A 15,412-nucleotide genomic window follows, 5' to 3' on the forward strand; every position below is an offset into this window, starting at 1 on the left:
GTCTGAAGAAGATAAAAAAATTAACTTTTTTGTTAGGCATTAGTGGGTAATGTGATGATAAATTCTGTTCCGGCTCCCAGTCGAGAGTTGATGTGAATAGAACTGCTATGTTTTTCAAAAACGATTTGACGTGCGATCGCCAATCCTAAACCCGTTCCTTTGCCCACTGCTTTCGTCGTCAATAAATGATCGAATATTTTTTGTTTGACATCCCAACGGGCCTAGCAGTAAGAAGCTTGTTTAGGTTCTAATATAGCTGATAGGAATCTCGATCGCTAACTCTGTACCATCTCCCACTCTAGAATTACAGGTTAATTTACCGCCATGTTTTTTGACAATACCATAGCTAACAGATAAACCCAAACCTGTACCGCTACCAACTGGTTTAGTTGTAAAAAATGGATCGAATATTCGGGATTGAATATTCGCCGGGATACCGGAACCATTATCAGAGATTTTAATTCTAACCCTGTCTTTTTCTATGACTTCAGTCTGAATCCTGATTACAGGATTTTTTTCTGTTTTATTAATTGATTGAACAGCATCAATAGCGTTACTGATAATACTCAGAAATACTTGATTTATCTCACTAGCATAACAAATGACATGGGGCAGATTTCCATAATCTTTAATAATTTGTATTTCTGATTTGCCATCGCTCAGTCTTAAGCGAGTTTGTAAAATTAGCAAAGTGCTTTCAATTCCGGTATGTAAATCTACTGCTTTCATCTCTGCTTCATCTAAGCGGGAAAAATTACGCAAGCTCAGGATAATTTGGCTAATGCGATCGCTCCCTGCTTTCATAGATGCCAGAATTTTAATTAAATCTTCCCAGATAAATTCTAAATCCATTTCTTCTATTTTCGCTTGAATTACTTTACTGGGTTCAGGATACTCTTGTTGATAAATATCAAGTAAAATAAGCAAATTTTTGACATAATCCTCTATATGTGCAACATTACTACGAATAAATGTTACTGGATTGTTGATTTCGTGAGCAATGCCAGCTACCAGTTGACCGAGAGATGACATTTTTTCGCTCTGAATTAATTGGGATTGGGTTTGTTGTAAGTTTTTAAATGCTTGCTCTAAATCAAAAGCTTTTTGGCTTAAATCTTCCGTTTTTTGCGCTACTTCTGCTTCTAAGCTTTGGGAATATTTCTCTATTTGTTTATATAAACGAGAATTCTCAATAGAGATCGCCGCTTGAGCTGCGAGTATCTGGATAATTTCTACTCGCTCATTAGTAAATGCTCCCAGTGTTAAGTTATTTTCTAAGTACACAATACCGACGAGTTTTCCTTGCCGAATAATTGGAGTACATAAAACTGATTTAGGTTGATGAGCGATAATATAGCGATCGCCTGCAAATTGGTCGGCTGTACTTAAGTTGTCAAAAACAGCAGTCGCTTGAGTTCGTGCCACGGCATAAATCAAACTCTGAGGAATTTCCTGATATTGTTCCAGAGGAATTTCTAATATTTTTGTCTGCTTTTGTGCGGCTTGAGCGACGACTAACCATTGTCGGTCTTGGCGAAGCACTAAACAACCGATTTGTGCTCCCCCATTCGCCAGCGTAATCTGCATCAAAGTGGCTAACAGTTTCTCTAATTCAATTTCTTGTGAAATAGCTTGTGCCGCCATCATTACTGCTGGAAAATCTAACCATAAATTCTCGCTACTACTGACGCTAGCTAGGCTTCCCATCCAGGTAGGGTTGATTGTTGTCCCAGATGTTATTACAAAGTTAGCAGGTTGGAGAATAGCTTTTAGTAGTTGTGGATAGTGTTGTTCTAAATAAGCGACTTTAGCCTTTGCACCCCAACGGGAATAACAGTAATACGCCTCAATCATGTAAGATTGTGCAACTTTTTCTTTCCCCCAATCTAAGTAGAATTTTGCAGCTAGTTCGTTGCCTAAAGCTTCTTCTTGGATATATTCGTTTTTCTTGGCTCCGGCAATTGCGCGATCGTACCAATCTCCAGCTTCATAATTCTTGCCTAAAACCCGGCATTTTTCTGCTTCTACCAAGTCAATTTTATGTTTGTGATTCATCGGCGCCTGGTGTGCCCATTGAGCCAAAGTGGTTTGATGGGTTTCTGCCAAAGCGAGACTGTTCGCTTGCTCAATTTCTGACTGCGTAGAGCAGACTGCCAAGTAGGTTAACCCGGCATAGAAATGGAAAACCGGAGTATGAATCATTGCTGCCGCCACCCTCAAATAGAGGCTTGCTTGAGCAATGTAGTCTAGGGCGTTGGTGTAGTTGCCAAAGAGATAGGCAAGCATTAGTTTGTAGTTATAGGCAAGAGCGAGTGCAGTAAGCTCTCTATTCTGATTATGCTGAGGAAACATCACTGTTTCATCATAAGCCTGACCGATTAATAAATCCGGTTGATTGACAATTTCCCTCAAGTTATGCACCGCCTGTTGTGCCATATTCACGTAAACCATAGGAGAATATTGCTTCACAGTCGTTAAGACAACACAATAATTTTCTATTTCTGCGTGCCAATCATCAATCTCTACCCCCGAAAAAAAATTATTATATAAATAACTACTGACGCAGTAGCCAGCATTGAGAAAATCACCTGTTTCCATTCCGACTAAATACCCTTCTTTCGCAGTTGGGATTGTTGCCCTCAGTGGTTCTTGACGATGCTGAATAAAACAGCCAAACCAAAGTAAAGTGATACATTTAAATTCTGGCCAATTCAACTGATTGAGTAAGCTAAGTGCTACTCGCCCAAAGCGATAACCTTTTTCTACTTCTGAGAAAAAACCAGACAGCACAATGCCATAACCCACATACCCGATTGTTGATGCTGGTGCATTGCCAAATTGAAGTGATATACTGACCATTGTGGCACAAAGCAGAGGCTGCAAGGCAGGATTTCCCATAAAAATAGCCGGAAACAAGATGCCTAACAATTGCATCGCCGCGATTGTCCGAGGATCGCTCATCACGGGAAGGTTAACCAGTTCCTCGATCTGTTTGCCCTCCAGTTGGTTGGCAAGGTTTTGTAATGCAATGCGTGTCAATGCTTCGTCAGTTTCATAGGGGAGTTCAATCCCCAATTGTGCTAGGGCATTGGTGCCGATCGCGATCGCTTCTAACATCTGACTCTGAGTTGTCAGTGCGTTGATTTGAATCTCAAATATCTTGACTTTATCTAGTATTGTTTTCGCCGATCGCAAAACCTGGGCTGCCATTTCTTCCATGCCATTAAAATCGGCATTTAAGTAAGCCGTTTCAGCCGCAGCCACATAAAGATTCAGGGTTAATTCATACTGAGTTTGCCAACAGTTTTCAGTGAGTAACTCCCGCCCTGTTTTCACAAAACTTCTGGCGCCTGCATAGGCTGTAGAATTTCTGGCTTTTTGTCCGGCTGCTAAGTTCAATCTGGCTAAGGCTTCCCGTTCCTCTGCTTGAGTCATGAACTCAATTCCTAAATTTAAATGCCCGACAATATCAAACAGCTTTTCCTCTTTTTCTATCTCTGATAAGTTTTGTTGGAGTAGTTGCCCAATATGGTAATGGGTCTGCTGTTTTTGCTCGTCAGGAATCAATGAATAAGCCGCTTGTTGGACGCGATCGTGTAAAAATCGATAAGTCGGATTAGCGGAATCATTGAAAAGTTCCTCGCTATCAGATTGGGTAAAGAACTTATAGATTTCGGTAGTAGGAATTACCAAACCTTCCTGCAAGGCTTTCCATAAAGCTGTGGCGCTACTGTCTGGTGATTTCTCACTGACAATTGCTAAGGTATTCAAATCAAACTGCGCCCCTATACAAGCCGCTAGTTTGAGACTATCCTGAGTTTCTCTGGGCAATTTCTGTAATTGCAATGCCATGAACTCAACGACATCATCAGTAATTGCTAAGGCCTTCACTTGGGCAATATCGCATTGCCAATATTGAATCTCGAAATCAAAGCTAATTAACTTGTCATCATGTAATGCTTTGAGAAACTGGGTCGCAAAAAAAGGATTACCTTGAGTTTTTTGATAGACCAATTTTGTTAAAGGCTGGGCTAGAGATGATTTACAATTCAGTGTATCTGCCACCAACTGATTCATATCAGGTTGCCTTAAGGGTGGTAAAGTAATTGTATGCACCGTTGCCCCAGTTTTGACAATTTCATCCACTGTTAAAATGAATGGATGTACGGGAGAGACTTCATTATCTCGATACGCGCCTAATATTAATAGATGCCCAGCATCTTGCATCAATAATTTCAGCAAGTTAAGTGATGCGGAATCGGCCCATTGCAAGTCATCTAAAAACATGACTAACGGATGTTCTTGACTGGTAAAGACTTGCACAAATTTTTGAAACAGGAGATTAAAGCGATTTTGGGCGGCTGTTCCCGATAATTCAAGGGCGGCTGGCTGTTTACCGATAATATTTTCCAACTCAGGAATTACGTCAATTAAGACTTGTCCGTTGTCTCCTAATGCAGTTAATATCTGGCTTTTCCATGTTTCTAATTGCCAATCTGATTCTGAGAGCAATTGCCCCATTAAATCGCGGAATGCTTGCACAAAGGCGCTGAAGGGAATGTTGCGATGAAATTGGTCATATTTTCCTTTAATAAAATAACCACGTTGCCGCACTATGGGTTTATGAACTTCGTTTATAACTGCGGTTTTTCCAATTCCTGAAAAACCCGCAACTAGCATGATTTCTGTTGCACCTTCGCTGACTCTTTCAAAGGCTTGTAGGAGCGTTTTTACTTCGGTTTCTCGTCCATAGAGTTTGTCGGGGATGAGAAAGCGATCGCATATATCCCGCGTTCCTAATTCAAAGCTTTCAATTTTTCCAGTTTCTTGGCACTGCTGCCAACACTTTTCTAAGTCATGTTTCAATCCCAAGGCACTTTGATAGCGTTTTTCGGCATTCTTTGCCATCAGCTTCATCACCATATCCGAAACCACCTGCGGAATTTCTTGGCTGTTTATTGCAGGAGGTTGTTTGGCTATATGGCAGTGAACCAACTCCATCGGGTCGTCACATTCAAATGGCAGTTTTCCTGTCAGCAGTTCGTAAAAAGTGGCTCCCAGAGAATAAAAGTCAGTGCGGTAGTCGATGCCTCGGTTCATTCGTCCAGTTTGTTCGGGAGAAATATAGGCGAGGGTTCCTTCTAAAACGTTGGGATTTTGAATTTCTTGAGTTTCTCTCGGCAGTAGGGAGGCGATGCTGAAGTCAATCAGTTTGACTTGTTTGGTTTCGGGATGAATCAGAACGTTAGCTGGCTTAATATCTTTGTGAATGACTCTGTTTCGGTACAGTCCGTCAAGGATATCAGTTATTTGAATGGCAATTTCCAATATTTCTGCTAGAGTCAGCTTGCGTTCTTGGGCGTAGTCTCGCAGAGAAATACCGCCAAAATCCTCCATTACTAGGGCATAGCTGTTGCGGTAGGATTCCAGACTGTAAGGTTCAACAACTCCCGGCAGACGTAGATTTTTGGCGATGGTGTACTGGTTGCGGAATTGCAGCAGTTCGCTGAAACTGGGATAGTCTCGATTTAATAGTTTAATGACAACCGGAATCTGGTCTGTTTCTCGACTGGCTCGATAAACCAGGGTTTTAGAACCACTGTACAGTTGCTCGATTAGACGGTATCCGGCAATTGGACTGGTTAAATCTATACCTGCATTCATTTTGGCTATCCTCATCTTAAATATTGACTGCTAAAAATTAATGTGCGCCTCTGTGTGTAAGAGTTAAATGCGGCGATCGCATAATTAACTTCATCCGTTTGTAGGCAATGATATCGTAAACTCCGTCCCTTCTCCCCATAGAGAATTTACCTCGATTGTACCGCCGTGTTTTTCAACTACAATCTGCCGTGCGATCGCCAATCCCAACCCCGTGCCTTTCCCTACTCCCTTGGTAGTAAATAAATCATCAAAAACCTTCTGCCTCACCGTCTCACTCATGCCAATACCGTTATCTTTTATCCGAATTATTGCTTTCTGCCGATCTTCCGATAATTCAGTCTTGATAATAATTTGATTATGATTAATTTTGATTTCTGCATAACTACGTCCCGTATTTGCTTCTTCTAAAGCATCTATCGCATTAGCCAACAAATTCATAAATACCTGATTGAGCTGTCCTGCATAACATTCTACTTCCGGTAAATCACCATACTCTTTAATTACCCGAATCTCAGGGCGAGTGTCGTTTGCCTTGAGGCGATGTTTGAGGATCATAATTGTGCTATCAATGCCGTCGTGGATATTGCAGGCAACGGGGCGATCGCTATCGGCACGCGAGAATGTCCGCAAGCTGATGCTAATGTCTTTAAGCCGGTTTACTCCTTCTTGCATCGAGCCAACTAACTTAGGTAAGTCTTCACGGATGTAGTCGAGGTCAATGGCTTCAATTTCCTCTTGAATTGCCACACTGAAATTAGCAGATTCTTGCTGAAATAGATCGAGCAATCCAAACAAATCTTTGATGTAGTCTAAAGCGGGCTGAATATTGCCATAAAGAAAGCCAACGGGGTTATTAATTTCGTGGGCAACACCAGCCACCAAGTTGCCCAAAGCAGACAATTTTTCGCGTTGAATGACTTGGATATGAGCTGCTTGTAATTCAGCAGTTTTTTGAGCCACTTGCTGTTCTAAGTTTTGAGTCAAGAGACGCAACTGTAAATGAGTTTTCACTCGCGCTAACACTTCTTGTTCTTGGAAGGGCTTGGTAACGTAGTCTACTGCACCAAGGTTAAGCCCTTTAATTTTGTTGTCTACATCAGCCAGAGCGGTCATGAACATAACTGGAATATCGCAAGTTTTGGAATTAGCTTTAAGGCGTTGACAGGTTTCAAAGCCATCAATTCCCGGCATCATCACATCCAGTAAAATCAGATCGGGCGGTCGCCGCTCAACTTGTTGCAGAGCGCGTTCGCCACTGGTAGCGATAGCCACCTTATACCCCGCATTACTCAACGCTTCCGAGATGACATCCAAATTGGTGGGAGTATCATCAACAATTAAAATTAAGCCAGTTAAACCTGTGGTCATAGTCATAGCCATCCAACTTTTAACTATTATTAGTGAGATGTTGTTGAATTAATTCCTCGATCTTCTCAGTTTGGAATTGCTTAGCTAATTGTATTACTTGCTGAATAAAAAGCTGATAGCGCTGATCCTTTTGCCCAATTTGAGCGGCGGTTTCTGCCAATTCTATGAGGAAGCCATCCTCTGCCAGTTCTAGTAAAATTTGCAAGTCCGCCGCCGATGGGGGAATTAGTTCTTTCGTGGATACTTCATTATTGCTTGTTGTTAACTCAGTTACATCATATTTCCAGATGAGTTGTAAATGTTTGGCAAGCAAAGTCAACAATTCCTCTGCATCAACGGGTTTGGCCAGAAAGTCATCTCCACCCATATCTAAGCTTTTCTGCTGGTCTATTTCTGCCACCGATGCCGAAGATACTATCACCCGTAAATGCTTGATATCCTCCGATTTTCGTAACTGTTTGAGCATTTCAAAGCCATCCATTACTGGCATCGCTAAGTCAGTTATAACTAAATCTGGCAGTTTTTCTATAGCTTTTTCTAAGCCTTCTTGACCATTCTCTGCTTCAGTAAATGTGAACCCTAGAGGCTCTAGCAGGTTCGCCAATACTGACCGATTTTCCCAACGGTCATCCACGATCAATATGTGGCGTGGTGGCCCTTCATAGCCGATAATTGTGCGCCCGTCTTTGACTGAACTTTTTTGAGCCCAGTCGGTGGCGATCGGCAGTGCTATTTCAAAGTAGAAGTTACTGCCTATTCCCAGATGGCTTTCAACTTGAATTTTTCCGCCCATCAATTCCACAATTCTTTGACTGATGGCTAAACCTAAGCCTGTGCCTTCCGCGTGGCGTTTGCGATCGCCTACTTGTTCAAATGCTTGGAATAGTTTGTTTACTTGGTCAGATGCGATGCCAACTCCTGTATCGATCGCTTGAAATTTAAGCTGAGGCAATAGCCTCGCTGCATTTGATTCTATCACTTCTACCTTGAGGGTCACGCTGCCTTTATCGGTGAATTTAATCGAATTTCCTAAGAGATTGAGTAGCACTTGGCGGAGTCGTTTTTCGTCAGTTATAATTCCTGTGGGTAAGTTTGTATCTGGTTGATAAATGAACTCGATACCTTTTTGGTCTGAACGCACTCGACAGATTTCTACTACTCCTTGCAAGAAAAATGGCAAGTAAATGGCTTGGGAGGTAAGTTCTAGTTTGCGGGCTTCGATTTTGGAAAGATCTAAAATATCGTTGATTAATGTTAGTAGATGAGAACCGCATTGGTGGATGATATTTATACCATGACGTTCTTTTTCGGGTATAGTTTTAGTACGTTCGAGAATTTGGGCATAGCCGAGAATCCCGTTGAGAGGTGTGCGAAGTTCGTGGCTCATGTTGGCGAGGAAATCGCTCTTGGCTTGGTTGGCATTATCGGCAGCTTCTTTGGCAATAGTGAGTTCGGCGGTGCGTTCTTCTACACGAGTTTCTAGTTCTGTAAAGGAAGTTCGCAATTGTCCTGCCATTTGGTTAAAGGAACCAGCCAGGGCTTCTAATTCATCAATCCCTTTAACTGCCACTGTTTGGTCAAGAGAGCCAGATGCGATCGCCTCACTTGCCTTTTGTAATTTCAGAATCGGACTGGTAATCCAGCGAGAAGTATAGATGCCTAGAATAGTTGCCAAACCCAACGCCACCAAACAGAGCAAAATAGTGGTGCGGGTGTTGGCATTAATTTGTGCCATGAAATCTGATTCGGGCACGACAATGACGCTGAGCCAATCGATACCTCGTTCGTCTCGAATGGCTGAAACTTGAACTAACTGATGCTGATTTGCCAGCCAAAAATCAAGCTGTTGACTCTGTGTAATGGCGTTAAAGTTACCAAATCGATCGAGGATTGCTTGCGCTGTGGCACTAATTACATAATTTTCCGACTTGACGGCAGGAATTTGTTGCAAATCCTGTTTTTTAAGGTCAATAATGTAAGGATTTTCGATCTTTGAACTGGCAATCAAGTTGCCGGATTGATCGATGATAAATGTTTGTCCTGTTTGGCCCACCTTTAGCTGACTGAGAAAGGTATGAATCTTGCTAATCCGAAAGTTACTGTTTTGAATTCCCAACAATACTCGATTGTTGTCGTAGATTGGCTGAGATAGAGAAATTGTCACCAATTTATCCACCTGGCTTAAATAGGGCTGAGATGACCAGGTTGGTTTTCCGGCTTTCTGTGCAGTTTTATACCAGGGTCGAGTCCGGGGGTCAAACTTTGCTTGAGTTTCTACCAACCTAGTTTGTTGACCTCGATCGTTCAGTTGGTAGATTTCACGCTGAGGTAGATTCGCTTTGGAACCAATACGAGAAACGATGCCGTCCTTGGGTGTATTCTCTAAGGTGATACCCGTGCCATCAGCCAAGCCAATTTGCATAAATTCGATCGTACCTTGGCTAACTAACCGCCAGAAAGTCCGTTCTAGTTTAGTGACATCTGTTAAATCTAACTGCCCCTCTTGAGCAGCCGCGACGATCGCTTGTCCAGCAATATAAGGTCTTTCCAAATAGCTCAGGACTTGCTGGTTAATGCGATCGCCGATCTCTTCACGCAACTGACTAGAAACATCATTGACGGCTATCTGTCCATTTCGCAGGGACAGATAGCCAGTCAGTCCGACGGTGGCAAAGACTTGCAATACAAACGGAACTACTAGCACAAGTCTTAAAGGTATGGTTTTATTTGGATTCATGTTAGACCTAGATAATGATCCACTTGGAAATTTACCGAAATAAGGTGAGCCAGCCTGATGTTTGGCAATCGTTAATTTGGTAGTGTTTCAAATGTGTTGATATCATATTTAATTCTATTCTATTCCCTTAGATGACAGGGATAGTGATCGAAAACACAGTCCCCTCGCTTGGGACAGAATCAACTTTGATTTCATCGTTAATTTAGTAGTGTTTCAAATGTGTTGATATAATATTGAGTTCTATTATATTCCCTTAGATGACAGGGATAGTGATCGAAAACACAGTCCCCTCGCTAGGGACAGAATCAACTTTGATTTCTCCGTGATGTTTTTCAACTACAATTTGACGCGCGATCGCCAATCCCAATCCCGTGCCTTTCCCTACTCCCTTGGTAGTAAATAAATCATCAAAAACCTTCTGCCTCACCGTCTCACTCATGCCAATACCGTTATCTTTTATCCGAATTATTGCTTTCTGCCGATCTTCCGATAATTCAGTCTTGATAATAATTTGATTATGATTAATTTTGATTTCTGCATAACTACGTCCCGTATTTGCTTCTTCTAAAGCATCTATCGCATTAGCCAACAAATTCATAAATACCTGATTGAGCTGTCCTGCATAACATTCTACTTCCGGTAAATCACCATACTCTTTAATTACCCGAATCTCAGGGCGAGTGTCGTTTGCCTTGAGGCGATGTTTGAGGATCATAATTGTGCTATCAATGCCGTCGTGGATATTGCAGGCAACGGGGCGATCGCTATCGGCACGGGAAAAGATGCGAAGACTGGTGCTGATGCCTTTGATTCGCTTCACTCCTTCGCTCATGGAACCCACTAACTTTGGTAAGTCTTCCCGGATATAATCGAGGTCTATCGCTTCAATTTCCTCTTTAATGGCCGCAGTGTAATTAGGATATTCTTGCTGAAATAGATCGAGCAATCCAAACAAATCATTAATGTAATCTAAAGCAGGGGTAATGTTGCCAGCAAGGAAGCCTACAGGGTTGTTAATTTCGTGAGCCACCCCAGCTACTAAATTGCCTAATGCCGACATTTTTTCACTTTGGACTATTTTTAGTTGTGCCTGTTTGAGGTCTGTAAGGGCTTGTTGGGATTCTTGATAAAGACGGGCATTTTCCAAAGAAATGGCAGCTTGAGAGCAAATTAGATTCAGCACTTCAACGCGATCGCTGGTAAATGCCCCCACCGTCAGGTTATTTTCGAGATATAAAATTCCAATCAACTTGCCTTGATTAAGAATTGGACTACAAAGAACACTTTTCGGCTGATGCTGTTCAATATAGCGATCGCCTGCAAACTGAGGATTTATCCTCGCATCGACAAGTACCAGAGGTTTCAAACTCCGTTTGACAGTATTAACCAAACTAATCGCCACATCCTGACTTGATTGTAGAGGCATTGATGGTAATAGTTGCGGTTCCTGTGCCTCTTCTACAAGGGCTACTACTTGTAACTCAACATCTTGTTTTAGCAATAAGACACACTTATCGGCCCCAGCGTTCGTAATTACTATTTTTAGGAGAGTAGTCAGGAGTTTATCTAGTTCAATCTCCCCAGAAATGGCTTGAGAGGCTTTGACTAGAGTAGCTAAATCTAGAACTTCAGAGACGCTACTAGAAGTGTGACTTGAAGCGATCGTTCCCAGAGAGATAGTTCCCTGGAACGAGGTCAAGAAACGAGATTGCTGAAAGATGGGAGCGAGGAGTTGGGGATAACATTTTTCCAGATCGTCAACTTTAGCTTTTGCTCCCCAACGACTGTAGGCGTAGTAAGCCTCAATCGCATAAACTTGGGCAAATTTTTCTTTATCCCATTCCAGGTAAAATTTCGCTGCTAGTTCATTAGCTAGTGCTTCTTCGTTGAGGAATTGATTTTCTTTAGCGAGGGAGATTGCGCGATCGTACAAATCTATTGCTTCTACTTTATTGCCCAAAACACGTTTCCGTTCAGCCTCAACTAAATACCATTTATGCAGATGATTCATCGGAGCATTTTGCGCCCACTGTTGCAGAGTGGTTTGATGGGTTTCCACAGAGGCAAGAATTTCAGGTTGCTCAATTTCTGGCTGTGTGGGGAAAAGTGCTAGGTGGGTGAGGGCGGCATAGAAATGGAAAGCGGGAACAAAAACCAATCCCGATACTGCCATCAAATACTGTTGGCTTTGAGCCATGTGGTCTAGGGCAGCCGTGTAATTACCCCATAAGTAAGCAAGCAACAGTTTGTAGATGTAGGCACAAGCGATCGCGGTGAGTTCATTATTCTGATGGTGCTGAGGAATCATCACCGTTTCATCGTAGGCAGAGCCCATTAAGCAATCCGGTTGACTTACAGTTTCCCTCAAGTTATAAACCAACGGCTGCGTCATATCCAACAAAGCCTGGGCAGAATATTGCTTCACCTGAGCCAAGGCAGCGCTATAACTTACTATTTCAGTTTCCCAACTGTCTAGTTCTACCCCACCGAAGAAATGGGCATAAAAGTAAACATTTATGTTGTAGCCAGCGTAGAGAAAAGCGGCAGTTTCCATGCCAGCTAGATAGCCATCTTTCAGAGTCGGTATCGTTGCCCTTATAGCTTCTTGGCGATGCTGAATAAAACACCCAAACAGAACCAGAATTATAGACTTGAATTCCCGCACATTCAACCGCTCTAGCAATGAGAGTGCCAATTTACCAAAGGCATAGCCGGTTTCCACATCTCCCAAAAAGGCACACAGCACCAGTCCGTGAATCGCATACCCTACCGTCGATGCGGGTGCATTCCCAAATTGGAGCGATAAACTCACCATCGTGGAACTCAGTAGGGGCAGCAAACCGGGGATTCCCTGGAAAATGGGTGTAAACAACAGTCCTAACAGTTGGAGGGCTGCTGGCGCTTGGGGATCGGCGATTGGTGGCAGGTCAGCCAGTTCCTCAATCCGTCTGCCGTTTAGTTGGCTAGCCAGGGCTTGTAGCGCTTTGCCAATCGTGGCTTCGTCAGGTTCCGTAGGGAATTCAACTCCCAATTGCAAGAGTGTATCTCTTGCTACTGCGATCGCCTCCAACACCTTGCCTTGGGCTGACCGTGCGGCGATTTTAATTACATAAATTTTAACTTTCTCTAAAATTGTCTCAGCTTCTTGCAACACCAGTGCTGCCATCTCTTCCATGCCATCAAGGTCAGCATTCAAATAGGCGGCTTCGGTGGAGGCAACATAGAGGTTCAAAGTCAATTCATACTGGCTTTGCCAACAATCCAGTGATAATAGCCCAATTCCCATTTGCAGATAGACTCTTGCCGCAGCATAAGCTGTAGAATTTCGGGCCTTGCGTCCGGCTTCTAAATTTAGTTGAGCTAATTTTTCCCGTTCGCTCGGTTGAGTAATTAACTCAATTCCTCGATTCAAATGACCGACAATATCAAATAGTTTTTCCTCTTGCTCTATTTCTGAATAATTGTGCTGAAGTAATTGTCCGATTTTGAGATGGGTTGCTTTTTTATCTAAATCAGGAATTAGCGAATAGGCAGCTTGCTGGACGCGATCGTGTAGGAATTTGTAATTTGCATTAGCAGCTTGGTTGACAGTAGCGAAATTATCAAGGTTAGTGAAGAATTTATAGATTTCGGTGGTGGGGACGAGCAACCCTTCTTGTAACGCTTTCCACAAATCAGCCGCCGTTTCTTCGGGTAACTTTTCGGAAACGATCGCCAAAGTAGCTAAATCAAACTGAGCGCCAATACAAGCCGCCAACTTCAGGACAGCCTGAGTTGCGATCGGTAGCTTCTGCAATTGCAGTGCCATAAACTCCACCACATCATCGGTGATAGCTAAAGCTCTGACTTGAGCAATATCGCACTGCCAATACCGTATATTCCCATCAAAGGTAATCAACCCATCGTCATGTAATGCCTTAAGGAACTGTGTGGCAAAGAAGGGATTACCCTTAGTTTTTTGATACACCAATTCTGTCAAGGGTTGAGCAATAGGCAAATCGCAGTTCAGCGTCTCTGCCACCAACTGATTCATATCCCCTAAACTCAACGGTTGTAGCGTAATCGTATTCACCCTCGCCCCAGACTTAACAATCTCATCCACTGTCAAAATCAACGGATGAACTGGCGACACTTCATTATCCCGATAAGCACCCAACACCAATAAATGCCCTGTATCCTCCATCAACAGTTGTAACAGCTTTAGTGATGCTGAATCCGCCCACTGCAAATCGTCCAAAAACATCACCAAGGGATGTTCTTTTGTGGTAAAAACTTGCACAAATTTCTGCATTAGCAGATTGAAGCGATTCTGTGCCGCACTTCCTGATAGTTCTTGTGCAGGAGGTTGAGTGCCAATAATGCTTTCTACTTCAGGAATTACGTCAATCAAGACTTGCCCGTTGTCTCCAACTGCTGACAGAATCCTGGTTTTCCAGCTTTGTAACTCAGCATCAGATTCTGATAGCAATTGTCCCATAAAATCCCGGAAGGCTTGCACAAAAGCAGAAAAGGGAATATTGCGGTTGAACTGGTCGAATTTGCCTTTGATAAAATAGCCGCGCTGCCGGACAATCGGTTTATGTACCTCGTTGACGACTGCCGTTTTACCAATCCCGGAAAAACCCGCAACCAGCATTAATTCTGATGTGCCATTTACCACGCGGTCGAAGGCATTCAACAGGGTTTGTACTTCAGTTTCTCGACCGTAGAGTTTTTCAGGAATCAGGAAGCGATCGCATATATCTCGCGTTCCTAACTCAAATGTTTCAATCTTTCCAGTTTCTTGGTACTGCTGCAAACACCGTTCTAAGTCATACTTCAATCCCTTGGCACTTTGATAGCGTTTTTCGGCATTCTTTGCCATCAGCTTCATCACCATATCCGAAACTACCTGCGGGATTTCTTGGCTGTTTATTGCAAGAGGTTGTTTGGCAATATGGCAGTGAACCAACTCCATGGGGTCGTCACATTCAAATGGCAGTTTTCCTGTCAGCAGTTCGTAAAATGTGGCTCCCAGAGAATAAAAGTCGGTGCGGTAGTCGATGCCTCGGTTCATTCGTCCAGTTTGTTCGGGAGAAATATAGGCGAGGGTTCCTTCTAAGATGTTGGGATTTTGAATTTCTTGAGTTTCTCTCGGAAGTAGGGAGGCGATGCTGAAGTCAATCAGTTTGACTTGTTTGGTTTCGGGATGAATCAGGACGTTAGCTGGCTTAATATCTTTGTGGATGACTCGATGCCGATAGAGTCCATGGAGAATGTCAGTTATTTGAATGGCAATTTCCAAGATTTCTGCCAGAGTCAGCGCTTGCTTTTGGGCGTAGTCTCGTAGAGAAATACCGCCAAAATCCTCCATCACTAGGGCATAGCTGTGGCGATAGGACTCTAAATTGTAGGGTTCAACGACTCCCGGCAGACGTAGGTTTTTGGCGATGGTGTACTGGTTGCGGAATTGCAGCAGTTCGCTGAAGCTGGGATAGTCTCGATTTAATAGTTTAATGACAACCGGAATCTGGTCTGTTTCTCGGATAGCTCGATATACTAGGGTTTTAGAACCACTGTACAGTTGCTCGATTAGACGGTATCCGGCAATTGGACTGGTTAAATCTATACCTGCATTCATTTTGGCTATCCTCATCTCAAATA

4 protein-coding genes and 1 pseudogene are annotated in these 15,412 nt (G+C 42.9%); all 5 read right to left on the bottom strand.

The window, feature by feature from the left end; all coding sequences use genetic code 11:
- Window positions 1-32: 32 nt before the first annotated feature.
- Window positions 33-209 (bottom strand): annotated as a pseudogene (locus tag QUA77_RS04500) (ATP-binding protein); the annotation flags it as partial.
- A 31-nt stretch (window positions 210-240) separates the two neighbouring features.
- The gene (locus QUA77_RS04505) at window positions 241-5,664 is read right to left on the bottom strand and encodes an AAA family ATPase (RefSeq protein WP_333449382.1); all 5,424 of its coding nucleotides are present in this window, start codon (window positions 5,662-5,664) and stop codon (window positions 241-243) included.
- 90 nt (window positions 5,665-5,754) lie between these two features.
- Complete coding sequence (locus QUA77_RS04510) at window positions 5,755-7,038, bottom strand: response regulator (protein WP_333449383.1); 1,284 nt, start codon at window positions 7,036-7,038, stop codon at window positions 5,755-5,757.
- A 13-nt stretch (window positions 7,039-7,051) separates the two neighbouring features.
- The gene (locus QUA77_RS04515; protein ID WP_333449384.1) at window positions 7,052-9,769 is read right to left on the bottom strand and encodes an ATP-binding protein; all 2,718 of its coding nucleotides are present in this window, start codon (window positions 9,767-9,769) and stop codon (window positions 7,052-7,054) included.
- A gap of 253 nt (window positions 9,770-10,022) precedes the next feature.
- Window positions 10,023-15,389 (bottom strand): AAA family ATPase, encoded by a 5,367-nt coding sequence (locus QUA77_RS04520; protein WP_333449385.1) that lies wholly within the window; start codon window positions 15,387-15,389, stop codon window positions 10,023-10,025.
- Window positions 15,390-15,412 lie beyond the last annotated feature (23 nt).

This window comes from Microcoleus sp. K5-D4 (genome assembly GCF_036704575.1).
Lineage (GTDB): Bacteria > Cyanobacteriota > Cyanobacteriia > Cyanobacteriales > Microcoleaceae > Microcoleus.